The organism is Seohaeicola saemankumensis (assembly GCF_042678485.1).
GTDB lineage: Bacteria > Pseudomonadota > Alphaproteobacteria > Rhodobacterales > Rhodobacteraceae > Seohaeicola > Seohaeicola saemankumensis.
This window is the reverse complement of the sequence record NZ_JBHTKR010000001.1, coordinates 406,088-430,185: the sequence shown is the minus strand read 5'-3', so window position 1 is coordinate 430,185 and position 24,098 is coordinate 406,088. Positions and strand designations below refer to the sequence as shown.

General features: G+C 65.8%; 24 protein-coding genes. 6 read left to right on the top strand and 18 right to left on the bottom strand.

The features are described 5' to 3' along the window. Positions 1-76 precede the first annotated feature (76 nt). Positions 77-265, top strand: coding sequence for a DUF6324 family protein (locus ACFQ3C_RS02045; RefSeq protein ID WP_380789109.1), 189 nt, complete (start codon positions 77-79; stop codon positions 263-265). Between the two features lies 1 nt (position 266). Here ACFQ3C_RS02045 and ACFQ3C_RS02040 read toward each other — a convergent pair whose 3' ends face one another. Continuing rightward, the gene (locus ACFQ3C_RS02040; RefSeq protein WP_380788744.1) at positions 267-722 is read right to left on the bottom strand and encodes an MmcB family DNA repair protein; all 456 of its coding nucleotides are present in this window, start codon (positions 720-722) and stop codon (positions 267-269) included. Positions 723-1,055: 333 nt separating this feature from the next. Next, positions 1,056-1,385: a hypothetical protein gene (locus tag ACFQ3C_RS02035; protein ID WP_380788742.1), complete on the bottom strand. Its 330-nt coding sequence runs from the start codon at positions 1,383-1,385 to the stop codon at positions 1,056-1,058. A gap of 252 nt (positions 1,386-1,637) precedes the next feature. On the opposite strand from ACFQ3C_RS02035, the gene ACFQ3C_RS02030 reads away from it, so the two are divergent. Both ACFQ3C_RS02030 and ACFQ3C_RS02025 read left to right on the top strand, forming a co-directional pair. Beyond that, positions 1,638-2,180 carry a sigma-70 family RNA polymerase sigma factor gene (locus tag ACFQ3C_RS02030; protein WP_380788740.1) on the top strand — a complete coding sequence of 181 codons (543 nt, stop codon included), beginning with the start codon at positions 1,638-1,640 and terminating at the stop codon, positions 2,178-2,180. Continuing rightward, positions 2,177-2,872: an anti-sigma factor gene (locus tag ACFQ3C_RS02025; protein ID WP_380788738.1), complete on the top strand. Its 696-nt coding sequence runs from the start codon at positions 2,177-2,179 to the stop codon at positions 2,870-2,872. Before ACFQ3C_RS02030 ends, ACFQ3C_RS02025 begins: the two co-directional genes overlap by 4 nt. Before the next feature lie 12 nt (positions 2,873-2,884). Here the strand turns inward: ACFQ3C_RS02025 and ACFQ3C_RS02020 are convergent, their stop codons facing one another. The 6 genes from ACFQ3C_RS02020 to ACFQ3C_RS01995 form a co-directional block, all read right to left on the bottom strand. Further along, a complete protein-coding gene (locus tag ACFQ3C_RS02020) occupies positions 2,885-3,952 on the bottom strand; it encodes an NAD(P)H-dependent flavin oxidoreductase (protein WP_380788736.1) in 1,068 nt (355 codons plus the stop codon). A gap of 81 nt (positions 3,953-4,033) precedes the next feature. Continuing rightward, entirely contained in the window at positions 4,034-4,525 is a 492-nt protein-coding gene (nusB, locus tag ACFQ3C_RS02015; RefSeq protein WP_380788734.1) for a transcription antitermination factor NusB, read from the bottom strand. Beyond that, positions 4,522-5,073, bottom strand: coding sequence for a 6,7-dimethyl-8-ribityllumazine synthase (locus ACFQ3C_RS02010; RefSeq protein ID WP_380788732.1), 552 nt, complete (start codon positions 5,071-5,073; stop codon positions 4,522-4,524). The genes nusB and ACFQ3C_RS02010 overlap by 4 nt, the downstream gene beginning before the upstream one ends. A gap of 1 nt (position 5,074) precedes the next feature. Then, complete coding sequence (gene ribB / locus ACFQ3C_RS02005; RefSeq protein WP_380788730.1) at positions 5,075-6,211, bottom strand: 3,4-dihydroxy-2-butanone-4-phosphate synthase; 1,137 nt, start codon at positions 6,209-6,211, stop codon at positions 5,075-5,077. A 106-nt stretch (positions 6,212-6,317) separates the two neighbouring features. Then, on the bottom strand, positions 6,318-7,304 hold the full coding sequence (locus ACFQ3C_RS02000; RefSeq protein WP_380788728.1) for an MBL fold metallo-hydrolase: 987 nt from the start codon (positions 7,302-7,304) through the stop codon (positions 6,318-6,320). A 147-nt stretch (positions 7,305-7,451) separates the two neighbouring features. Further along, positions 7,452-8,051: a riboflavin synthase gene (locus ACFQ3C_RS01995; RefSeq protein ID WP_380788726.1), complete on the bottom strand. Its 600-nt coding sequence runs from the start codon at positions 8,049-8,051 to the stop codon at positions 7,452-7,454. Positions 8,052-8,240: 189 nt separating this feature from the next. On the opposite strand from ACFQ3C_RS01995, the gene ACFQ3C_RS01990 reads away from it, so the two are divergent. The 3 genes from ACFQ3C_RS01990 to ACFQ3C_RS01980 all read left to right on the top strand — a co-directional run bounded on the left by ACFQ3C_RS01990 (position 8,241) and on the right by ACFQ3C_RS01980 (position 12,886). Next, positions 8,241-9,566, top strand: a complete 1,326-nt coding sequence (locus tag ACFQ3C_RS01990; protein ID WP_380788724.1) for a capsule biosynthesis protein — start codon at positions 8,241-8,243, stop codon at positions 9,564-9,566. A gap of 137 nt (positions 9,567-9,703) precedes the next feature. Continuing rightward, positions 9,704-10,840, top strand: coding sequence for a polysaccharide biosynthesis/export family protein (locus ACFQ3C_RS01985; protein ID WP_380788722.1), 1,137 nt, complete (start codon positions 9,704-9,706; stop codon positions 10,838-10,840). A gap of 6 nt (positions 10,841-10,846) precedes the next feature. Next, positions 10,847-12,886 carry a capsular polysaccharide biosynthesis protein gene (locus ACFQ3C_RS01980; protein ID WP_380788720.1) on the top strand — a complete coding sequence of 680 codons (2,040 nt, stop codon included), beginning with the start codon at positions 10,847-10,849 and terminating at the stop codon, positions 12,884-12,886. 48 nt (positions 12,887-12,934) lie between these two features. Here ACFQ3C_RS01980 and ribD read toward each other — a convergent pair whose 3' ends face one another. The 10 genes from ribD to ACFQ3C_RS01930 form a co-directional block, all read right to left on the bottom strand. Beyond that, positions 12,935-14,032, bottom strand: coding sequence for a bifunctional diaminohydroxyphosphoribosylaminopyrimidine deaminase/5-amino-6-(5-phosphoribosylamino)uracil reductase RibD (ribD, locus tag ACFQ3C_RS01975; RefSeq protein ID WP_380788718.1), 1,098 nt, complete (start codon positions 14,030-14,032; stop codon positions 12,935-12,937). A 10-nt stretch (positions 14,033-14,042) separates the two neighbouring features. After that, a complete protein-coding gene (gene nrdR / locus ACFQ3C_RS01970) occupies positions 14,043-14,510 on the bottom strand; it encodes a transcriptional regulator NrdR (protein WP_380788716.1) in 468 nt (155 codons plus the stop codon). A gap of 161 nt (positions 14,511-14,671) precedes the next feature. Further along, positions 14,672-15,112: a hypothetical protein gene (locus ACFQ3C_RS01965; protein WP_380788714.1), complete on the bottom strand. Its 441-nt coding sequence runs from the start codon at positions 15,110-15,112 to the stop codon at positions 14,672-14,674. A 30-nt stretch (positions 15,113-15,142) separates the two neighbouring features. Next, complete coding sequence (locus ACFQ3C_RS01960; RefSeq protein ID WP_380788712.1) at positions 15,143-15,580, bottom strand: hypothetical protein; 438 nt, start codon at positions 15,578-15,580, stop codon at positions 15,143-15,145. Positions 15,581-15,726: 146 nt separating this feature from the next. Then, entirely contained in the window at positions 15,727-17,718 is a 1,992-nt protein-coding gene (rpoD, locus tag ACFQ3C_RS01955) for an RNA polymerase sigma factor RpoD (protein WP_380788710.1), read from the bottom strand. Between the two features lie 158 nt (positions 17,719-17,876). Further along, positions 17,877-19,859, bottom strand: a complete 1,983-nt coding sequence (gene dnaG / locus ACFQ3C_RS01950) for a DNA primase (RefSeq protein WP_380788708.1) — start codon at positions 19,857-19,859, stop codon at positions 17,877-17,879. Between the two features lie 90 nt (positions 19,860-19,949). Then, the gene (locus ACFQ3C_RS01945; RefSeq protein ID WP_380788706.1) at positions 19,950-20,279 is read right to left on the bottom strand and encodes a hypothetical protein; all 330 of its coding nucleotides are present in this window, start codon (positions 20,277-20,279) and stop codon (positions 19,950-19,952) included. A gap of 39 nt (positions 20,280-20,318) precedes the next feature. Next, positions 20,319-20,897 (bottom strand): sarcosine oxidase subunit gamma, encoded by a 579-nt coding sequence (locus ACFQ3C_RS01940; RefSeq protein WP_380788704.1) that lies wholly within the window; start codon positions 20,895-20,897, stop codon positions 20,319-20,321. Further along, positions 20,890-23,820 carry a sarcosine oxidase subunit alpha family protein gene (locus ACFQ3C_RS01935; protein WP_380788702.1) on the bottom strand — a complete coding sequence of 977 codons (2,931 nt, stop codon included), beginning with the start codon at positions 23,818-23,820 and terminating at the stop codon, positions 20,890-20,892. Before ACFQ3C_RS01935 ends, ACFQ3C_RS01940 begins: the two co-directional genes overlap by 8 nt. After that, positions 23,817-24,089 (bottom strand): sarcosine oxidase subunit delta, encoded by a 273-nt coding sequence (locus tag ACFQ3C_RS01930; protein WP_380788700.1) that lies wholly within the window; start codon positions 24,087-24,089, stop codon positions 23,817-23,819. The genes ACFQ3C_RS01935 and ACFQ3C_RS01930 overlap by 4 nt, the downstream gene beginning before the upstream one ends. Between the last annotated feature and the right edge of the window lie 9 nt (positions 24,090-24,098).

The window sequence follows — 24,098 nt, the reverse complement described above, 5'->3', positions numbered from 1 at the left end:
GATATGACCCCGCCCGCGCTTGCCAAGCAAGATCGAAACCGATAGCACCATGGCCCATACACCCGGAGAGACCGCCATGGGCATCAACAGCGAACGCGACATCGAGGCAAACCTTCAGATCGGCCCGACCGACCAAGGCATGGTACGGATTTTCGTGGAATCGCAGGGGATCGAGGTGCCGATGGATTTCGACCCAGAAGAGGCCGAGGAAATCGCCGAAGAAATCCTGGCCGCGGTGGCTGCCGCCCGCCAGATGAAACGCTGACTCACAGACTGACCGAAAACCCGCGCCTTGCATCGGGATCACGCAGCAGGTGCAACCGCTGCGCCGCATGTCGCGCGAACATCTGCGTCAGCTTGCGCCGCCGTGCCGGCGCCAGCGGCGTTTCGGGCGCCATGCGCAGGATTTCGGCATCATAGGGATCGGACAGGATCAGCCCGCTGTCATCGGGCAGCAGATCCACCGGAAAATCCGCATCCACCGCCCAGAAGAACCTGTCGCACCATTCAAGATAGCCCTGCCATTTGCTATCCTGCATGAAATCGGCCCGGCAGGACTTGCATTCCACCACCCAGATTTCGCCCTTGGGGGTCAGCCCGATCAGGTCCACGCGCAACCCGCGGGCGGGCACGAATTCTTCCAGCGTCACGATGTCATGCCCCAACAGATGCCGGGCCACGCCGCGCGCCAGAAGCCGTCCATGCTGTATCATCTCGCTCATTACGGCAGTATCGAACGGAACGGGAACATCTGCAACCCCTTGCCGTGGGCACACGGAGCGCCTAACTGTTGCTGTGGCGGGTGCTGCTCTTCACGTGAACGGTTACATTCCAGTGGCCTTAAACACTTCCGAGGGAGTTGGCTCTGATCTGACCCTGGTCTTATTACCTGACGCCCACCTGTACACACAGGCTCTCGGGAATGCGTCAACCACACGGCCGCTGCGGGCCCGCCACTTTTCACCCCCCTGCCCCGGCACTACACCCTTGCGGATCCTGTCACGCAAAGAAAAAGGGGCCGCAAGGCCCCTTGGATCGACGCAGATCGGTGTTAATCAGCGCCGCTGACCGCGCCCGCCACGTGCCGCGACACGCACCGGGATCATGCGCGATGTATCGACGCGGATCGGGCGGCGATGCCCGCCACGCGGTTCGTCATCGTCATCATCCTTGATCCGCATCACCGAAATCGCGAATTGCACACCGCCAAACACGACGCCATTCGACACCCAAAGGGCCAGAACGGCCAGCAACCCCATGTCGGAATGGGTCACGAGATGCCAGAGATTTGCGATATTGAACCAGAGCAGCATCGCCACGAAGACGCCGGCAAGGCCAAAGCCGATGGCGGCCTGGGTGATATAAAGGCGTATGAGCTTGGGCATGGTGTCCTCTCTGATGCGCTTGGGTCCAATGTAACCCGAATTGCGCACGTCACAAGGGGGCAGTCGCAGGTCGGGGTGCCGCAGGCTGTTCCTTGCCTGAAAAAACCGCAAGACGCCGTCCGGGAAGGCTGAAAACCCGTTCTTGCCTTTGCAGTTGCCCGAGATAGATGCAAGCGGGGCGGGGATTTCCTTGTTATCTCACGCGTCTGCGATAGGATCGCACGCGATATAATTGACCAGAAAGCTGTCAACATGGCGACGATGGACGATATCGAGAACCTGATCGCGCGCAGCGCATTGGGTGACCGCGCCGCTTTTTCACGGCTTTACGACCGCACCAGCGCGAAACTTTTCGGGGTCATCCTGCGTGTCTTGAAAGACAGGGCCAGCGCAGAGGACGCATTGCAGGAAGCCTTCATGAAGATCTGGCGGCATTCCGGTCGCTACAGTGTGAATGGGACCAGCCCGATGACATGGATGATCACGATTGCGCGGAACACCGCCATCGACCACCTGCGCCGGGTGAAGGAAACCGTCGATGTCGATGATGCGGCAGACCGTCTTGTCTCTGCCAGCCCCACGCCCGAACAAAGCGCCGTCGCAGCGGGTGAGGCGCGTCGCATCACCGCCTGCCTGGACGAGCTGGAGCAGGATCGCGGCGCCGCCGTGCGCGGTGCCTACCTGGAGGGGCACAGCTATGCCGAGCTGGCCGAGAACTTTGGCGTCCCGCTGAATACCATGCGAACCTGGCTGCGGCGCAGCCTGCAACGGCTGCAGGAGTGTATGGCAAGATGACGACCGCATCGGACGATATCCCGCAAGACGACAACCTGCTGGCGGCGGAATATGTGCTGCGCCTGCTGCCCCCCGCCGAGGAGGCTTCCTTTCGCGCTCGCCTGCCGCACGAGCCGGATCTGGCCGCCGAAGTCGCAGCCTGGACCACCCGCCTGTCCGGCCTGGATGCCGAAGCGGCCGAGGTGGCCCCCGCCGCGCGCGTCAAGACCGGGCTGGAACGGCGGCTGTTCGGGCAGCCCCCGCGCGCGCTCTTCTGGCAGCGTGCAGGGCTGTGGCAGGCGGTCAGCCTGGCCTCGATCGCCGTTGCGGCCTTCTTCGCCGTGCAATCGCTGCAACCGCCCCAGCCCGTCGTGCCGACACCGATGTTCGTCAGCGAGATCGCGGCCGAGGATCAAAGCCTGCGTCTGCTGGCCGTCTATGACAGCGCATCGGGCGAAGTTCGTCTGACACGCACCGCCGGCCGCGCCGCAGAGGGGCGTGTGCTGCAACTCTGGGCGATTGCGGGGGATGCTGCACCCGTCTCGCTGGGCGTCTTGCCAGAGGCGCGGACAACGGCCGTCACCCTGCCGGCCCCCCTGCGCGCGGGGCTGCAAGGTCTGGTCCTGGCTGTCAGCGACGAGCCGCCCGGCGGCTCGCCCACAGGCGCGCCCACGGGTGCGGTGCTGGCCGTGGGTCAGGTCAGCGCGCTCTGATCCTTTGGCGCGTCAACGCGCAAGCAGGGCTTGCGCGTCCGCGGCCAGGCGGCGGGTCAGTTCCGCCGCTGATGCGGCGCGGCACAGCCCCGCTGATTGCCCGGACCAGAGCGGCATGAAATCGCCCGATCCCGCCGGTTCGGTGGCCGCGCGCAGGGGGGCAACCGCGCCGCCCGCCAGCGGAAAGGCGGGGGCCACATCCGACATGATCCCCTGTTCGCGCATCAGGCGGTTGACCATGCCGCGCGCCGGGCGGCCCGTGAAGACATTGGTCAGCGCCGTCTCGCGCACGTGACCTTCGGCCAGCGCCTTGCGGTGCGGCGGGCTGATCGTTGCCTCGGGGCAGAAAAGATAAGCCGTGCCGATCTGGACGGCTGCCGCCCCCAGCATGAAGGCCGCAGCGATCCCGCGCCCGTCCGCGATGCCGCCCGCCGCGATCACCGGGCAACGCACCGCATCCACGATCTGGGGCACCAGCGACAGGGTGCCGATCTGGGTCGCCACATCCCGGGTCAGGAACATGCCCCGATGCCCGCCAGCCTCAACCCCTTGGGCGATGATGGCATCGCAGCCGCGACCGTCCAGCCAAAGCGCCTCGGCCACGGTGGTCGCCGAGGCCAGAACCCGCGCCCCTGTTGCCTTGACGCGATCCAGAAGATCGGGCGCGGGCAGACCGAAATGAAAGCTGACGACTTCGGGGCGCAGATCCTCGACCAGAGCGCAGAGCGTGGCATCGAAAGGCGCGCGGTTCGACAGGGGCGCGGGCGTTGCGGGGTCAAGCGCCAGTTCGCGGTAATAGGGCGCGAGGCGCTGTTGCCAGGCCGCCAGGCCTGCCGCGTCAATCACGGGTGTTTCATGGCAGAAGAAGTTCAGGTTCAGGGGCCTGTCGGTCGCCGCGCGAAAGGCTGCGACCTCGGTCTTGATCCGGTCCGGTGTCAGCATGGCGCAGGGCACGCTTCCCAGCCCGCCGGCATCAGCCACGGCGACCGCCAGCCGGTGATCCCCTGCCCCGGCCATCGGCGCCTGAAGGATCGGCAGGGACATACCCAGAAGGCTCAGCATCCTGTCATCTGCCCACATACCCGTGCCCTTTCCTGTTGGCGTCATCCGGCCATAATGACCGATGGCGCGGCACGGGAACAGGACGGATCGCGCGCAGGATCAGAACGCCTGCGGCTGCGCCTCGCGCGCCATGTGATCCAGCACCGCATTGACGAATTGCGGCTCTTTGGTTTCGGGAAAGAAGGCGCGCGCCACGTCCACATATTCGGTGATCACGACCCTGGGGGGCGTTTCATCCTGCACCAGTTCGGCCCCCGCCGCGCGGAACAGGGCCCGCAACACCGGGTCGATCCGGGCGATGGGCCATTTGGCAACCAGGGCGCGATCGGTCATCTGGTCGATCTTCGCCTGACGGTTCACGGCCTCATCCAGGATATGGCGGAAAAGATCCACATCGCCGTCGCGCATCTCGTCACCCTCGTAGGTGGCGCCGAAACGGTGCTCCAGGAATTCGCGACGGACCAGTTCGACGGTCTGGCCCGAATGCTCCATCTGGAACAAGGCCTGCACGGCATAAAGCCGCGAGGCAGCGCGCATCTTGCGCTTTTGATTGCCAGACAGGGCTTGCGGCTTGGCGGTATCGTCGATCATGCAGAGGGTGTGCCTTTGGTGCTTCCGGCCAGGCGGTATTCTTCCGAGGCGGGCTTGAACCCGACCCCCTTGCTGGCAGTGCCCCACTTACGGGCCAGCGCCACCAGATGCAAGGCCGCAGCAGCGGCGCCGCCGCCCTTGTTCTGCCCCGCCGGATCGGCGCGCACCTCGGCCTGGGGCCGGGTCTCGACCGTCAGGATACCGTTGCCGATGCACTGGCCCTGAAGGCCCAGCAAACTGATCGCGCGGCTGCTGTCGTTGCAGACCGTGTCGTAATGCGTGGTCTCGCCCCGGATCACGCAGCCCAGCGCCACGTAGCCGTCGAAATTGCCCATCCGCCCGGCGATGCCGATGGCGGTGGGGATCTCCAGCGCGCCAGGCACCTCGACCAGGTCCCAGGTGCCGCCCGCAGCCTCGATCTCGGCCTTGGCGCCGGCCACGAGGTTGTCGGCGATATCCTTGTAATAGGGTGCGACGACGATCAGGATCTTCACCGGCTTGTCGAATACCGCGCGCGGCAGCGTGTAATGGGTCTCATGCCCGGCCATGTCAGTGCCCTTCCGTGATCTTGCGCGTGCCCGTGATCTCCAGCCCGTAAGCCTCAAGCCCCACGATCCTGGGCGTCGGCGAGTTGGTCAGCAGCACCAGTTTCGACAGACCAAGCGAGGACAGGATCTGCGCGCCAAGACCGTATTGCCGCAGGGTCTGCGGGCTGACCTCGGCCCCGGTCGCCAGTTTCATATGCGTGTCGCGCAGCAGCACCACCACGCCGCGCCCTTCGGCGGCGATGGTCTGCATCGAATTGGTGAACTCGAAGGCGCGCCCCCTGGGCCCTGCCCCCACCATGTCCTTGAGCGGGTCAAGCGCATGCATCCGCACCAGAACGGGGGCGTCAGTGCTGATATCGCCCTTGATCAGCACGATATGCTCGGCGCCCTGCGTCTCGTCTGTGTAGATCCGCAATGTCCAGTCGCCGCCGAATTCAGACTGGATCACCTCTTCGGAGCGAACCTTGACCAGGTTGTCATGACGGCGGCGATAGGCGATCAGGTCGGAAATCGTGCCGATCTTCAGCCCGTGTTTCTGCGCGAACCCCACCAGATCGGGCAGCCGCGCCATCGAGCCGTCCTCGTTCATGATCTCGCAGATCACGCCCGAGGGGTTGAGCCCCGCCAGCCGCGCCACATCCACCGCCGCCTCTGTATGGCCCGCGCGCACCAGCACGCCGCCATCGCGCGCGCGCAGCGGAAAGACATGGCCCGGCGTGGCGATATCGGCCGCCGTCTTGCCTGCGTCGATCGCCACCGCGATGGTGCGCGCACGGTCATGGGCGGAAATGCCGGTGCTCACGCCTTCGCGCGCCTCGATCGACACGGTGAACGCGGTTTCGTGCCGCGAGGAGTTGTAGGAGGCCATCAGCGGCAGGCCCAGCGCATCGACCCGCGCCCCCGTCAGGGTCAGGCAGATCAGACCGCGCCCGTGCATCGCCATGAAATTGACGGCCTCGGGCGTGGCCATCTGCGCGGGGATGACCAGATCGCCCTCGTTCTCGCGGTCCTCATGGTCGACCAGGATGAACATGCGCCCGTTGCGCGCATCCTCGATGATATCCTCGATGGAACTGATCGCATCGCGCCAGTTTTCCTCGACCGGGCCGGGTGTCTCGAAAGGGGCGCTGTCAGCCATGGGATATCCTTTTCCTGTTGCCTCGCCAGATAGCGCAGCGCGCCCTCATTGGCCAGAGGCAACGCGGCGGCACAGCACCCGTTTGCGACAGCGCGCCCCGCCGGCCCTACCCTTCGAACTGCCACAGCGCGGGCAGAAAGCGCCAGCTTTCGCCCTCGCGCAGGACATGCCCCACACCGGGAAAAGGGAAATGGTAGCCCAGCACCGCGATCCGGTCAGCCGCCGCCATGTCCAGCAGGCGCATCCGGGTGGCGACGGTCTGATCGCCATCGGCGTCAAAGCCGTTGTACCATTCGGGATGGGCAAAGTTCGTGTAGGCATGGCTCATCGCATCGCCCAGCGCCATCAGCTGCTTGCCGCCGCTGTCCAGCATCACGCTCATATGGCCGGGCGTATGCCCTGGCGTGGCGATCATCCGCACACCCGGCACCACCTCGTCGCCATCCTCCATCAGCCGCCATTCGACCCCGTCCAGGGTCAGCGAGTTCACCGCCCCAAGCACGAATTGCTGATCCTCGGGGGCCACCTTGTTGACCAGGTCATCCTGCAACCAATGGGCATGTTCGGCCGCACCGATCACGTATTCCGCATCCGGGAACAGCGGTTCGTCGAAATCGTCGCGGATGCCCCAGATGTGATCGGGATGGGCGTGGGTGATCACCACATGGGTGATGCTGGCCGGATCGATCCCCGCCGCATCCAGGTTGGCCATCAGCCGCCCCGTGGTCGGCATGAAGCGGCTACCCGACCCCACATCGACCAGCACCACGGCTTCGCCCGCCTCGATCAGCAGGTGGTTGGTATGGGAATATCCCTCGTCGGGCGACAGGTAGTGCTTCTCCAGGAAGGCGCGCACCTCGGCCGGATCGGCATTCACGCCCAGCCCCGATGTCGGCAGCGAGAAATAGCCGTCCGACAGGATCGTCAGCCGCGCCTCACCCAGCGTGAACCGGAAATGCGCGGGATTGTCGGCAGCAGGCGCGCCAAGTTGCGCAAGCGCTGCCCCCGGCCGTCCCAGCGCGGGCAATGCGAAAGCGGGCGCCATCGCGGCCAGTTTCATGATGTCACGACGGCTGGGCTTGAAAATCGTCATCTCGGTCCTCCCTGTTGCGCGCGCAGGATAATCCCGCCCCCGGCTAACGCAACCGATTTCGTGAATATGAAATCCCGGCTTCTTCTTGCCGAAAATATCCCCGCCGGAGGCATCCGCCCTTTCAACCCGGCGCACCCACTGCGCGGCTCAGGACATCTCGGCCAGCCGCGCGACATAGCGCGCCAGCGTGTCGATCTCCAGGTTGACGCTGTCACCCACCGCCACATCGCCCCAGGTCGTCATCTGCTTGGTATGCGGAATGAAGTTGATCCCGAAATCGCAGCCATCGACCTCGTTCACGGTCAGCGATGTGCCGTTCAGCGCCACCGACCCCTTGGGCGCGATGAAGCGGGCCAGCGCCTTTGGCGCGCGCAGGGTGACGCGGGTGCTGTCGCCATCCTCGCGGATCGCTACCACCTCGGCCAGCCCGTCCACATGGCCGGACACGATATGTCCACCCAGCTCGTCCCCCACCTTCAGCGCGCGCTCCAGGTTGACGCGCCTGCCGGTCGTCCAGCCGGACAGGTTTGTCTTCGACACGGTCTCGGCCGAGATATCGACGTCGAACCAGCCGCCCTTTTCGTCCGTGCCCTTGGCCACCACCGTCAGGCAGACCCCGTCGCAGGCGATCGAGGCGCCAAGATCAATCCCCTCGACCCGGTATGCGGTGCCGATGCGCGCGCGCAGGTCGCCGCGCTGCTCCACCTTCCGCAGGGTTCCGATATCGGTGATGATGCCTGTGAACATGTCGTCCCCTCATGCGTCCGCTGATGCGCCGGTTCTGCGCCGGTTCCGCGCGACGCTCTTGACCTCGGATCGACGGCGGTGTTCCGTCGGTGCTACCCGAGACCTAGCCCTTGCCCGCACCGGAGACAAGATGCACCGCAACACAGCCTTATTTTTGCCGTGGAAACGGTGTAGGCAGGGATCTGTTTGATGGTGAAACTGGTTGTGATGAATATGAGTGAACCTCCCGCTGGGCTGACGGGTGACCGGGTTTTCCTGTTCTTGCAGGGGCCGCACGGGCCGTTCTTTCACTCCCTCGCGCAGATGTTGCGGCAGGCCGGGGCGCAGGTCTGGCGCGTGGGTTTCAACGCGGGCGACCGGGCCTTCTGGTTCCATCCGCGCAGCTACATCCCTTTTCGCGCATCCCCCGAGGAGTGGCCGGACCGGATCCGCGCACTGATCGCCGAAAAGGGCGCAACCGATCTGGTGCTATACGGCGATACCCGCCAGATCCATGCCCAGGCGATCGCGGCCGCCAAGGCCGCGGGCCTGACCGTGCATGTCTTCGAGGAAGGGTATATCCGTCCCTACTGGATCACCTACGAGAGGGGCGGATCGAACGGGCATTCGCGGCTGATGAACACCAGTGTGGACGAGATGCGCGCGGCCCTGTCCACATCCGACATGGACGCCCCCGAGCCCCCCGCGCGCTGGGGCGACATGCGCCAGCATATCTTTTACGGCGCGCTCTATCACTGGTTCGTCATGTTCCGGAACGGGCAGTACCGCCACTTCCGCCCGCATCGCGAACTGGGCGTCACGCAGGAATTCCAGCTTTACCTGCGCCGCCTGATCGGGATGCCCTGGCGCGCGCTGGAACGGCGCGTGGCCCAGTGGCGCATCCGGCATGGCGGCTTTCCCTATCACCTGGCGCTGTTGCAGCTTGAGCATGACGCCAGTTTCCGCATGCATTCGCCCTTCACCTCGATGACCGAATTCCTCGATGTCGTGATCCGCGGCTTTGCCAAGGGCGCGCCCGCCCATCACCGGCTGGTGATCAAGGCCCATCCGCTGGAAAACGGCCGCACCCCGCTGGCGCGTGACATCCGGCGCATCGCCAGGCAGGAAGGCGTGGAAAACCGCGTCCATTTCGTCAGTGGCGGCAAGCTTGCCCAGTTGCTGCAAGGCGCGCGCAGCGCCGTGACCGTCAACTCCACCGCCGCTCAGCAGGTGCTGTGGCGCGGAATTCCGCTCAAGGTGTTCGGGGATGCGGTCTATGCAAAGCCGGAATTCGTGTCGTCCCAGCCATTGCCGGAATTCTTCGCGGCCGCCACCCGACCCGACCGCCGCGCTTACCGCGATTATCGGCGGTATCTGCTGGAAACAAGCCAGGTGCCGGGTGGGTTCTACTCGACCCGCGGGCGGCGGCAGCTGTTGCGCCAGGTGGTCGACATGATGCTGGCCGCCGAAGATCCCTATGATGCACTGCGGTCGGGCACCGCGGCACCTCGGCAACAGTTGCGCGTGGTGACGTGAACAAGCCGGCTCAAGGCACTGGATTTGCGAGCCTCTTCCGGATAAGGTCATACCATAAACAAAAAAGCGTCGCCGCATGAACGGATGGCGCGACAAAAAATGCGTTGAGGCAGTAATCAGGTCGAGGAGACCGTGCAGTGAAACCCCTGGCAAATTCATGGGCGAAGTCCGTCGCCCTTCTTGTTGTTGTGTCGCTTGTGGCGTCCTGCGGTCTACCCCGTGTCGGCCCCAACAAACGCGAGATTTTCGCAGGCTCCGTGCAGAAAGAGGGCGATGCCTTCGTGGTCAACGTGAATGACCGCGTGACGCGCGCCACCGCCGTCGTGCCCGCACTTGGTTTTTCGGAAAGCTTCATCAAGGCCGGCACGGTGGGATCGGACACGATCTCGGCCGGCGATACGCTGGGCCTGACCATCTGGGAAAACGTCGATGACGGGCTGCTGGCCAGCACCGGCGCGAACTCCACCATCCTCGAAGAGGTGCAGGTGGATGGCGCGGGCTTCATCTTCGTGCCCTATGCCGGCCGTCTGAAAGCGGCGGGCAACACACCCGAGGCGCTGCGGCGCATCATCACCGAACGTCTGAAGGATCAGACCCCGGACCCGCAGGTGCAGGTCCGACGGCTGGCGGGCGACGGGGCCACCGTGTCGCTGATGGGCGCGGTCGGCGGCCAGGGCGTCTATCCGATCGAACGTCCGACACGCACCCTGGCGGCCATGCTGGCCAATGCCGGCGGCGTGTCGATCGAACCCGAAATCGCACAGGTCACCTTGATCCGGGGCGCGCACACCGAAAAAGTGTGGTTCCAGGATCTGTTCCGTGATCCGCGCTTCGACATCGCCCTGCGCGGCGGTGACCGCATCCTGGTCGAGGGCGATACACGCTCTTTCACGGCACTTGGCGCCACCGGCAGCCAGTCGCGGGTCGATTTCGAAAGCCAGACCCTGTCAGGGATCGAGGCAATCGCCCAGGTCGGCGGGCTTCTGACCTCGACCTCCGATCCGACCGGCGTTTTCATCCTGCGCAACGAACCTGCCGAGATCGCCAATACCGTGCTGGGCCGCGACGATCTGCAAGGCGCGCAGCGCATGATCTACGTGCTTGACCTGACCCAGCCCAATGGGCTGTTCATGGCGCGCGACTTCTCGGTTCGCGATGGTGACACGCTTTACGTGACCGAAGCACCGTTCACCCAGTGGAGCAAAGCGATCGCGGCGCTGACCGGATCGCTGTCGGCGGTCGATACGCTGACCACTGCGCCCTCGGGCCTGTGATCCGCGGTGCAGGAACGGACAGTTGACCATGCCGCCGGGGGACCATCCTCCCGGCGGCTTTTCTATTACAACGCAGGCTTCCTGACCCAGCCGCGGATCCGCCGGATCCTGGAACTGGCGGGCCATGAGCTGCGCCTTGGCGTGCCCGCAGACACCGACCGGATCGCGGTCTGGGGCCATTCGCCCTATGCCGCGCGGGGAGAGGCCATGGCCCGCCAGACAGGTGCGGGCCTTGTGCGGATCGAGGATGCCTTCCTGCGGTCCGTCCATCCGGGCCGTGACGGGGACCTGCCGCTTGGCCTGATCATCGACAGCCGCGGCATGCATTTCGACCCGGCCCAACCCTCGGACCTTGAGGTGCTGCTGGCCACCCATCCGCTGGATGACAGCGCACTTCTGGATCAGGCCCGCGCGGCGATGGCGCGCCTGCAAGAGGCCGATCTGAGCAAATACAACACCCATGATCAGGGCGCGCCACTGCCCGCGCCGGGCTATGTGCTGCTGATCGACCAGACGCGCGGCGATGCCTCGGTCCGGCAAGGGCGGGCGGATTCCAATACCTTCCGCGAGATGCTTTTTCATGCCGTGCAGGACAATCCCGGCGCGCGGTTTCTGGTCAAGACCCATCCCGAGACCAACGCCGGTCATCGCCCCGGTTACTTCGATCCCGAAACCCTGGCCCTGGCGCCGGGTGCCGACATCACCCTGCTGGATGCGCCGGTCAGCCCCCGCGCCCTGCTGGAGGGCGCGATTGCCGTGTATACCGTGTCCTCGCAGATGGGGTTCGAGGCCATCCTTGCGGGCCACAAACCCCATGTCTTCGGCCAGCCCTTCTACGCGGGCTGGGGGCTGAGCCATGATTTCACGCCCCTGACCCGCCGACAGCGCCGCCTGACGCGCGCGCAGCTCTTCGCGGCGGCGATGATCCTATACCCGGTCTGGTACGATCCCTGCCGCGACAGGCTGTGTTCGCTGGACACCGCGATTTCCGCGCTGGAGGCGCAGGTGCGCGCCTGGCGCGAGGATAGGCTGGGCTGGCAGGCCAGCGGCATGCGGCTGTGGAAACGCGGCGCGATCAACGGGTTTTTCGGCGCGGTGCGGCCCGTGCGGTTCCGCGATGGTACGCCACGGGATGGGCGGCGCGCGATGGTCTGGGCCGGCAGATCCGACGGCGCCCCGGACGGTGCGGTCAGGGTCGAGGACGGGTTCCTGCGCTCGCGCGGGCTGGGGGCCGATCTGGTGCCCCCGCTGTCGCTGGTCTGCGACGACCTGGGCATCTATTACGATCCGCAGCGCGAAAGCCGCCTGGAACGGATGATCGCCAGCCGTGCGACCTTGCGTCCCGATCAGGCCGCGCGCGCCCGCGCGCTGGTGCAGGCACTGATCGCGCAGGGCGTCAGCAAGTACAACCTTGGACTGGACGCGCCCGACATCCGCAGCCTGGCCACAAACCGACGCGTGGTGCTGGTGCCCGGACAGGTCGAGGATGACGCCTCGATCAAGCTGGGCGCGGGCGAGATCCGCACCAACCGCGCGCTGCTGGAGGCCGCGCGCGCGACTGACCCGGGGGCCTTCGTGATATACAAACCCCATCCCGATGTAGAGGCTGGCCTGCGCCCCGGCGCACTGGCCGATGCGGAGGATCTGGCCGATCTGGTGCTGCCCGGCACAGATCCGGCCCCCCTGCTGGAACAGGTCGATACCGTCTGGACCATGACCTCGCTTCTGGGGTTCGAGGCGCTGATCCGGGGGCGGCGCGTGGTCACCCTGGGCGCGCCCTTCTACGCGGGCTGGGGCCTGACCGATCATCGCGGCCCGACCCTGCCGCGCCGGCAGGCACATGTGAGCCTTGAAGGCCTGGTGCATGCGGCGCTGATCGACTATCCGCGTTACCGCGATCCCGTGACCGGCCTGCCCTGCCCCGCAGAGGTGGCGGTAGAACGGCTGGCCAGCGGCGCCGTGGCGCGCGGCGGGCTGTCCATTCGGCTGCTGGCCAAGGCGCAGGGGCTGTTCGCGGGCTACGCCCATCTGTGGCGGCGCGGCTGAGGCGGACCGGCGGATCCGGATATTTGAAGCAAGAAGAAACGGCATGCGTCAGCCCGCAGGTTGCCACCTGTGCAGGATATCGCCGCCCAGGGGCCGCGTTTCGATCAGGCGGAAACGCGGCGCCTCGGCCAGGCGCGACAGGCCCATGGCGCCAAGGGCGGGCTGTCCTTCGGCGCCGATCATCACACCGGCGGTGAACCCGATCACCTCGTCCACCAGACCGGCCGACAGCAGCGACGCGGCCAGCGCCCCGCCCCCCTCGCAGAAGACCGAGGTCAGGCCAGCCTGCCCCAGCGCCAGCAGCAGTGACGCAGGATCAATGCGCCCCGCCTGAAGCGCGCAGGGCAGCAGCCGCGCGCCCAGACCGCTCCAGGCGGACAGCAGGCGGGGATCGGCATCCGCGCCGTGACAGATCCAGAGCGGGGTTTCTTGCGCCGTGCGCGCCAGTTGTCCGGTCAGGGGCAGATCCAGCCGGCGCGAGACCACGATCCTGACCGGCTGATGGGTCATGCCCAACCCGCGCACGGTCAGCGCCGGATCATCGGCCCGCGCCGTCCCGGCCCCCACCATGACCGCATCATGACGGGCCCGCATCGCATGGACAACGCGCCGCGCCTCGGGCCCGGTGATCCACTGGCTTTCGCCCGTCGCCGTGGCGATGCGCCCGTCAAAGCTGGAGGCCAGCTTGAGCGTGACCAGAGGCCGCCCCGCGCGGATCCGCAGGAAGAACCCGGCCAGATCGCGCGCCGCCTGATCCGCCATCACGCCGGTTGTCACCTCGACCCCGGCGGCGCGCAGCATGGCAAAGCCGCGCCCGGAGACGCGCGGATCGCTGTCCTGAAGGGGGGCCACGACACGGGCGATGCCCGCCGAGATCAGCGCCCCCGCGCAGGGCGGGGTCTGGCCGTGATGGGCGCAGGGTTCAAGGCTGACATAGGCCGTGGCGCCGCGCGCCGCGGCGCCGGCCCGCGCCAGGGCCTGCGGTTCGGCATGGGGGCGGCCACCTGCAGCGGTCCAGCCGCGCCCGACGATGCGCCCATCCTTGACGATCAGGCAACCGACCGCCGGATTGGGCCATGTCCGCCCATGGCCACGCCGGCCCAGGGACAGGGCCAGCGCCATGAAGTCTGTATCCGTGGCGCGCACCGGGGCCGCGTCACGGCTCGGGGGTGGTGTCGGGGCGCAGTTCCGAGACGAATTTGTCGAAATCGTCCGCAGCCTGGAAATTCTTGTAGACGCTGGCAAAGCGCACATAGGCCACGGTGTCGATCCGGGCCAGGGCTTCCATCACGATCTCGCCGATCACCTTCGAGGGGATATCGGTCTCGCCCATGCTTTCCAGCCGCCGCACGATGCCGGACACCATCTGGTCCATCCGCTCGGGTTCAACGGGCCGTTTTTGCAGCGAGATGCGGATCGAGCGTTCCAGCTTGTCGCGATCGAATTCCTCGCGACGGCCATTCGATTTGATCACCACAAGGTCGCGCAGCTGCACGCGCTCATAGGTGGTGAAACGCCCGCCGCACGCAGGACAGAACCGCCGCCGCCGGATCGAGACGTGATCCTCGGCCGGACGGGAATCCTTCACCTGTGTGTCAATATTTCCGCAAAACGGACAACGCATGCCCGGCCCCCTTCATCTTCTCTGCCTCTGGGTATGGGGTTCGCCCCCCACTTATCCACAGGCACTATAGGTGAGCCGCCAAGTCTTGGGTAGCGGGAAAATCCGGTCCCAAGATCAAGCGTGGCCTTTTCGCCATGCCGGGCAAGGGCGCGCAAGGGCGTTCAGAACCGGTGGAACAGATCCTCGATCCGGTCATCGCAATAGCTGAGCGCATGACCGATCGACAGCGAGGCGCCGACATCGCGCAGTGTGATGGTGTATTGCCCATCCCGGCGCGGCCCTTCCGCGGCAACGGGCGCAGGGCTGAAGCGGACCGTCTTGCGGCCATCCGCCAGATCGCTGGGGGCCAGACCGCGCGCGATGTAAAGCCGCTGCGCCGTGGGAATGCGAAGCACGTCGCGGGCATGTTCCGCGGCGGCGCACCAGATCTGGCGGGGCCCGGCGCCATGCTCCTCCACCACTTCGAAGGCGCTACTGTCGGGCGCCTGGATCACCGTCAGATCGAATTGCGGGCGATAGGCCTGCGCCGGCTGCGGCAGGACAAGGCCCAGACAGAACAAGACAAGCAACAGGAGCAGTGCGGATTGTCTGAAATGCGTCATGTCATCCCCCGTTTCATCGCCGCGCGCGGATCAATCCACTTCGATGTGGTCGTTGCAATATTGCAGCGCCTGCACAACGCTGAGGCTGGACCCCACCGGCATCTGCGCCAGCAACAGCTCGCCCAAAAAGGGTTTCTTGGCAGCAGGCGTTGCGTCCAGCTGTTCGGGCGACAGCGTGAAACCCACGGCAGTACGGCCCGGCATCGTCTGGCTGGGCCCGCGCCGCGCCGCAAGATAGATGCGGTCGGTGCCAGCCGCGCCCAGCACCCGGCTGGCGTGATCCGCCGCCACGCACCAGATATGCGCTGGACCCGCGCCGCGCGCCTCGATCACCTCGAAGCTGCCGGGGGCGCCGGTGGGCACCACGTCGAGCGGGATATTGGGGACGATGGCCGCAGCCGGTCCGGCGAGCGCCAGCATGAGAACCGCGGACAGGGCCAAGGCCGGGCGACGTGAAAAGCGGAGCATGGGCGCAGTCCTGATCTGGAAATGGCTACCGCAAGGGTAGAGCAGGCGACGGCGCGAGTAAAACGATCCGCGCACACAGATGCGTGAAGCCCGCATGAAAAAGGCGGCCCCGGTGCGGGGCCGCCCTGATGGCGCCTTGGCGCGGATTACTGGTCCAGGAAGCTGCGCAGCTTGCGCGAGCGGCTGGGATGCTTCAGCTTGCGAAGGGCTTTCGCCTCGATCTGGCGGATACGTTCGCGGGTCACACTGAACTGCTGACCCACCTCTTCCAGCGTATGGTCGGTGTTCATGCCGATCCCGAAGCGCATCCGCAGCACGCGTTCCTCGCGCGGTGTCAGCGAGGCCAGCACGCGGGTCGTGGTTTCCTTGAGGTTTTCCTGAATGGCGCTGTCGAGCGGCAGCACGGCATTCTTGTCCTCGATGAAATCGCCAAGCTGGCTGTCTTCCTCGTCCCCGATCGGGGTTTCCAGGCTGATCGGTTCCTTGGCGATCTTCATCACCTTGCGGACCTTTTCCAGCGGCATCTGGAGTTTCTCGGCCAGTTCTTCCGGCGTGGGTTCGCGCCCGATCTCGTGCAGCATCTGACGGCCCGTGCGGACCAGCTTGTTGATCGTCTCGATCATGTGCACGGGGATACGGATGGTGCGCGCCTGATCCGCGATGGAGCGGGTGATCGCCTGCCGGATCCACCAGGTCGCATAGGTCGAGAACTTGTAGCCCCGGCGGTATTCGAACTTGTCCACCGCTTTCATCAGGCCGATGTTCCCCTCCTGGATCAGGTCCAGGAATTGCAGGCCGCGGTTGGTGTATTTCTTGGCGATCGAGATCACCAGACGCAGGTTCGCCTCGACCATTTCCTTCTTGGCCTGACGGGCTTCCTTCTCGCCCTTCTGGACCTGGGCGACGATGCGGCGGAATTCGCTGATATCAAGGCCCACATACTGGCCGACCTGCGCCATGTCGGCGCGCAGTTCCTCGACCTTGTCGGCCGAGCGTTCGATCAGCGCCTGCCAGCCGCGACCGGGCTTTTCGGCCATCCGGTCCAGCCAGTTGGGATCCAGCTCGTATCCGCGATATTCGTCGATGAATTCACGGCGGTTGATGCGGGCCTGATCGGCCAGCTTCACCAGGGCGGAATCGATCTGCATGACACGGCGGTTGATGCCGTAAAGCTGGTCGATCAGCGCCTCGATCCGGTTGTTGTGCAGGTGCAACTCGTTCACCAGCAACACGATTTCCGACCGCAGGGTCTGATAGGTGCCTTCGTCGTCCGAGCTGAAGCTCGAATCCTCGTTCAGCGTGGCCGAGATGCGGCTGTCCTGCATTTCGGACAGGCGGGCGTAATCCTCGGCGATGCGGTCAAGGGTCTCAAGCACGCGCGGCTTCAGCGCGGCTTCCATGGCGGCAAGGCTCATGTTGGCCTGCTCGTCCTCGTCGTCGTCATCCTCGCGGCTGATCGGGTTGCCGTCGGCATCCAGTTCCTGATCATCCTCGCCCGCCCCGGCGCGCGGGGCGCGGGCGACATTGGCGGCGGCCACGACCGGGGTTTCGCCCACATCGCCATCTTCGCCAAGCTGCGTGCCAAAGGTGGCTTCAAGGTCGATCACGTCGCGCAGCAGAATGTCTTCGGACAAAAGTTCGTCGCGCCAGATCGTGATGGCCTGGAAGGTCAGCGGGCTTTCGCAAAGCCCTGCGATCATCGTGTTGCGACCGGCCTCGATCCGCTTGGCGATCGCGATCTCGCCTTCGCGCGACAGCAGCTCCACGCTGCCCATCTCGCGCAGATACATCCGCACCGGATCATCGGTGCGGTCCAGCTTTTCGGATGTGCCCGACGCCAGCGCCAGATCGCGGTTCGAGGAGATATCGACAACGGCAGTCGATTTCGCCTCTTCGTCGTCGACCTCTTCGTCTTCGATGATGTTGATGCCCATTTCGGACAGCATGGACATCACATCTTCGATCTGCTCGGACGAGACCTGATCCGGGGGCAGGACCTGGTTCAGCTGATCATAGGTGATGTAACCCCGTTCCCGCGCCTCCGCGATCATCTTCTTGACCGCGGCCTGGCTCATATCGAGAGAGACTTCGGTATCCTGATCGTCCTGCGGCGTGTCGTCGGTGTCTTTTGCGGCCATGAAATGCTCCTGCATTGGCTGTCGGTCTGTCGCGGTCGATCTGCGGCACACGAGGCTGTGCTTGGGCTGCCGAATGATTCGTTTTCGAATCAAACTTGATTCGCGATGATTCGCAAACCGTTTACCGTGATTTATTTACCAATTCCCTCATAAAACATTCATCTGCCCCGTTTGGTGAAAGTAATCTTGTCCATCAGCGCATCAAGCGCGCTGCGTTCGTCGCGATTGATTCGTGCTCCGTTGGGGCCGGTCTCGTATTCGGTGCGGTCCTGCTGCTGGCTGCGAAGGGCGCGATTGCGCGCCTCGGCCGCCTGTCCCAGACGCCATGTCACCGCCTCGTCGGCTATTCCCTCAAGATCCTCCTCCGCCTCGGCGATTTCCGACGCCAGCCCCCTTTGGCATGTCAGCTTGGCCAGTTCCTCGGCCATGGTCATACGGGCCATTTCGATATTGCCGGGCTGACGGACCGGGGGCACGATACGGACATGGGGAAGCGCAAAGAGGCTTTCAAGGACATCCGCGCCAACTTCGTCCGACACGGCCTGCCGGAACGCATCCGCATCCTGTGCATGGGATGGCGCCGCGCGCAGGATCGCGTCACGCAGCGCGGCATGCCCCGGATCAAGGCCGTCCATCCGGTCGATCTGTGCCTCGAAATCCTCGATCACGGCGGGGGTCGCGATCAGGGTGGCCATGATCACCGCCTCGCGCAGGTGATCGCCAACATCCTCGCCGGGCTGGGCCAGCAGCGATGATTTGGTGCTGGGCTGCGGCACAGGTGCCGCCTGCCAGCGCGGGCCACCGGGCGTCCATGCGGTGCGTGGCGCGCGGGATGATGTGCCCGCCGCCTTGCGCCTTGTGCCGAACAGGTCCCAGCGCATGTCCTTCAGCGCCTCGCCGTAATGCGCGCGGATCGACGGATCCTTGATCAACTTGATCTTGGCGCGCAAAGACTTGTCCAGCATGGCGCGGCGTTCGGGACTGTCGAACACCTGCCCTTCGGTTTCGCGCCGCCACAGCAGATCGACCATCGGGATCGCCTGATCCAGCAGCGCCTGCATCGCCTTGGCCCCGCTGGCGCGGATCAGATCATCGGGGTCCTTGCCTTCGGGCATGATGGCGAAACGCAGCGAATGGCCGGCCTCAAGCAATGGCAGGGCCAGGTCGATCACCCGCATCGCGGCGCGCAGACCCGCAGTATCGCCATCCAGCGCGATGATCGGTTCGGGCGCGATGCGCCAGAGCAGTTGCAGATGCGTGTCGGTGACAGCCGTGCCAAGGGCCGCGACGGCGGCGGTGAAACCGGCCTCGGACAGGGCGATCACATCCATATAGCCTTCGGCGACGATCAGCGGCTTGCCCTTGCCCGCCGCCTCGCGCGCGGGGCCGTGGTTGTAAAGCGTGCGCCCCTTGTCGAACAATTCGGTATCGGGCGAGTTCAGGTACTTGGCGTTGTCTTTCGGGTCCATCGCCCGCCCGCCAAAGGCGATGCAACGCCCGCGCACATCGCGGATCGGGAACATGATGCGGTTGCGGAACACATCGTAGGGCCGCTTGCCGGTGTTTGACGGCTTGGCCAGCCCTGCGCCCAGGATCAGATCTTCGGGCACGCCCTTGGCGGTCAGATGATCCCACAGGACCTGCCAGCCATCAGGCGCAAATCCGATCCCGAAGCGGTCCAGCGCATCGGGTTTCAGGCCACGTTTCGCCAGGTAGTCGCGCGCCGGCCCCGCCGCCCCGGTCCGCAATTGCAGGGCAAAGAACTGCGCTGCATGTTCCATGACCTCGACCAGCTGCGTGCGCCGGTCAGCCTTTTGCTGGGCCTGCGGGTCACGCGCGGGCATCTGCAGGCCGGCCTCGCGCGCCAGGATCTCGACCGCTTCCATGAAGCCCACGTTTTCCGTCTCGCGCACGAAGGACAGCGCATCGCCCTTGGCGTGGCAGCCAAAGCAATAATAGTATCCCTTGCGGTCATCCACATGAAAAGACGCGCTTTTTTCCTGGTGGAACGGGCAAGGCGCCCACATGTCGCCCTTGCCCTGGTTCGACTTGCGCATGTCCCACATGACCTTGCGCCCCACCACCTGGCTCAGGCTGATGCGGTTGCGCAATTCGTCAAGGAAACCGGGTGGCAGACTCATGGGATGAACTATAGGCGCAGACGGGCCGCAAGACCATGGCCACCGGACCCATCAGTTGTGGATATCGCCCGCGCCCATGTCAGCCGCAGATCAGGGTTTATAGCCCAGGCACTGGGTCTGGAACGCGATCGAGGTTTCAGGCGTCAGCTGTTCGGTGGGCAGCGTGTAGATCCAGCCCACCAGAACCGCGATCGAGGGGGCATATTGCGGATCTATCCCGCTGTCGCTGGCCTCCAGCCGGGCCAGGGTCGCGCCCTGATCGGCCCCGTCCGCCCGAAGATCCACCGCCCGCGACACGATATTGGCCTGACCCGCGCAGCGCTGCGCCCGCTCGGCGTCCGATTCAGCCAGAACAGGCGATGCGGCCAGCGAAAGGCCAAGAAGGCTTGCGGCAAACAGGGCAACAGGATGACGGGTCATGGGTCTTACCTTCGCATGGAACGCTACGGGCGCAAGATGTCAGTCCGCACGGCGGGCTTCAACCCCTGCCATCGCAATCGTGAGGTCATGCACCAGCGTCGCGGCCATGGATCGAAACCCCATGATCAGAAAGCCATCGTCAGACAGCCGGGTGATCGATGCCTGCATGTGCATCAGCTCTGTCCGGGCGGTGTGACCGGCCTGAAACACCCCGGCGCGCAGGTCGATCGGGCTGAGCCGTGCAAGGACATCGGCCGCCCCCGCGCCCTGCAGCCGGACCGAGGCCCAGCCATCACTGACATCGGTCAGACTGGCGTGATCCGACAGCGCCGGATCGGGCGCAGGCCCCATCAGCAGCACATGCGCGTGGCCGAACCAGATCAGGCGCGCGCCATCCCCGCCCGTGGTGCGGTTCGGCGCGGGCCAATCCAGCCCATGTGCGGCCTTGAGTGCGGCGGCAAGTGCTGCGGCCTTGCCGTGCAGGGGCGCGATCACGGTCAGATGGCCGGGATCGGCCTCGGACAGGGTCAGCGCCCCGGTGGTCACGGGCAAAAGACCGGCGCAGGGGGGCAGCGCCACAAGGGACAGGGAAGCATCGGACAGGGAAGCATCAGCCACGGGCGCGCCCTCCTTCGGGATCGAAAAACACCGGATCGCAAACCTCGCACAGCGTTTCCACGCCGCGCAGGTGATCGACCATGCGGACCACCTCGCCATGACGGGTGCGCCCCTGCTTGAGGAACGCAAGGCCAAGGAACGTCTCCAACGTGGGCGAGAAGCCGACCGAGGTGACATAACCCTGGTCGTTTTCGCGGGTCGCAGGCGCGTCGCGGTCGAACAGATGCGCCCCTGCGGTCAGTTGCTTGACCGCCCCCACGGGTCTGAGGCCCACCAGCTGTTCGCGGTCGGGGTCAACCAGACCGGGGCGCGCGGCTGCGGCCTTGCCGATGAAATCCTTCTTGGCCGACAGCATCTTTTGCATCCCGATGTCGAAGGCGGTGGTGCGGCCGTGGATCTCGGCATGGGTGATGAAGCCCTTTTCGATCCTCAGCACGTTCAGCGCCTCCATCCCGTAGGCGCCGCCGCCCAGCGCCGCCGCGCGGCTGACCAGCAGCCGGTAGAGGCTTTCGCCATAGCGCGCAGGCACCGCGACCTCATAGGCATGTTCACCCGAGAAAGAGATGCGGAACAGCCGCCCCGCGACCCCCTGCACCGACACCGGCCCACAGGCCATGAAAGGCCATGCGCCATCGTCAATCGGGCTGTCCAGCAGCCCGTTCAGCAGATCGCGCGCCTTTGGCCCCGCCACGGCGAACTGCGCCCAGTGTTCGGTGACCGAACACAGGCTTGCATCCAGATCGGGCCGCAGCGCCTGATGCACGAATTCGAGGTGTTTCATCACCTGCCCGGCGGCGGCGGTGGTGGTGGTCATCACGAAATGATCCGGCCCCAGCCGCGCGGTGGTGCCGTCATCCATGACATGCCCATCCTCGCGCAGCATCAGGCCATAACGCACGCGCCCCACGGGCAGGCTCGAGAACATGTTGGTATAGACGAGATCCAGCAGCGCCCCGGCCCCCGGCCCCTTGATGTCGATCTTGCCCAGGGTCGAGACATCGCAGACACCGACCGCGTTGCGGACCATCATGACCTCGCGGTCGCAGGATTGCCGCCACGTCGTCTCGCCGTCTTTCGGGAAATAGCTGGGGCGATACCACAACCCCGCCTCGATCATCGGCGCGCCGGTCGCCACGCTGGCGCGGTGGCTGGTGGTGAACCGCTGCGGCGCAAAGCCCGCGCCCTGCGCCCCTGCCCCCATCGCGGCGACGCTGACCGGCACATAAGGCGGGCGGAAGGTGGTCGTGCCGGTTTCGGGAATGCCCCGGCCCGTGGCGTCGGCCAGCACGGCCAGGGCCGCCACGTTGGAATTCTTGCCCTGATCGGTCGCCATGCCCTGCGTGGTGTAGCGTTTCATATGCTCGACCGAGCGGAAGTTTTCGACCGCGGCCTGTTTCACATCCTTGACCGTCACATCGTTCTGGAAATCCAGCCAGGCGCGCCCCTTGCCCGGAACGGTCCAGAGCGGGGTGATCCGGTAGGGCGCATCCTCGGCCTGCGGCAGCGCCATATCGGGCGCTTTCATTCCCAGATCGGCCAATACGGCGGCGGCAACGCGCGCGCCCTCGGCCAGACAGCCATGGGTGGACATGGTCCCGTTGCAGGCCCCTGCGGCGACCAGCCCCGGAATGGCGCCGGGGGTAGGCACGAAACTGGCAAGATCAGCGTTCCAGGTGGGACGGCCGTTCATGTGGCAGGTCAGGTGCACTGTCGGGTTCCAGCCGCCGGACATGGCCAGGCAATCGCTGCGGATCTTCTCGATCCCCGAGGTGGTGGCAATGCTGACCGCCTCAAGCCCCTTGCGGCCATGGGCCTCGCAGACCTGCGCGCCCTTGAAGAAGGGAATGTCCAGATCGGTCACCGCATCCGCGCGGCTGTCGATCAGCGCGGCCACATGCACCCCCGCCGCAAGCAGATCCGCCGCCGTGCGATGGGCGCCGTCATTGTTGCCAAAGACCGTCACGGCGCGACCGGGGCTGACAGCCCAGCGGTTGACATAGGCGCGCACCGCGCCCGCCATCATCACGCCGGGGCGGTCGTTGTTGCGAAAGGCGACGGGCCGTTCCAGCGCGCCTGCCGCCAGCACCGCGCGGCGCGCGACGATGCGCCAGAACGCCTCGCGCGGGGCGCCCTTGCGGGCGGCCATGTCGGGCGCCAGACGTTCCAGCGCGCCGTAAGTGCCCTGATCATAGGCGCCGGTGACGGTGGTACGGGTCAGCACGCGGACATTGGGCATCGCCTCAAGTTCCGCCGTGACAGACGCCGCCCAATCGGCACCGGGCTGGCCTGCAACCTCAAGCGTTTCGGCATTCAGCCGCCCGCCGGTGCGGGTATCCTCGTCGCACAGGATCACATCGGCCCCGGCGCGCGCGGCTGCCAGCGCCGCCATCAGCCCGGCAGGGCCCGCCCCGATCACCAGCAGGTCACAATGGGCGAAGACACGTTCATGATGGTCGGTGTTGTGCTGCCCCGACAGCGCGCCCAATCCCGCCGCGCGGCGGATCAGCGGCTCATAGAGCTTTTCCCAGAACGCGCGCGGCCACATGAAGGTCTTGTAATAGAACCCCGCCCCCAGAAACGGCGCGGCCAGGTCGTTGATGGCCAGCAGGTCCAGTTCCAGCGACGGCCAGGCATTCTGGCTGCGCGCCTCAAGCCCCTCGTGCAGCTCCTGCATCGTGGCGCGGACGTTGGGTTCTTGCGCGCCGCCCTGCCCGATCGTGACCAGCGCATTGGGTTCTTCCGATCCCGCCGTCAGAACCCCGCGCGGGCGATGATACTTGAACGACCGCGCCAGCAATTGCTGCCCGTTGGCCAGCAGCGCCGCGGCCAGCGTGTCGCCTGCGAACCCCTCGTAGCGGTGCCCGTCGAAGCGGAACGCGATCCGCCGGTTGCGGTCGATCTGCCCGCCCTTGTCCAGCCTCATGCCGCACCCCCTGCCGCGTCGCGCGCCAGCACGGCCCCCAGCACCTCATGCGTCACGGTATTGCGCGTGACCACCAGCCAGGCCCCGCAGCCGGTCTCGTGATACCACAGGTCGCGCGTCACCCCGGCGGGGTTGTCGCGCAGGTGCAGATAGGCGTCCCAATCCTCGGGCGTGCCATCAGGGTCGGGGCGGCGCAGCGCCACGGCATCGCCCTGGTAGTAGAATTCGCGGCGGTCCCTTTCGCCGCAGATCGGGCAGGTGATCCTCATGTCGTCTCC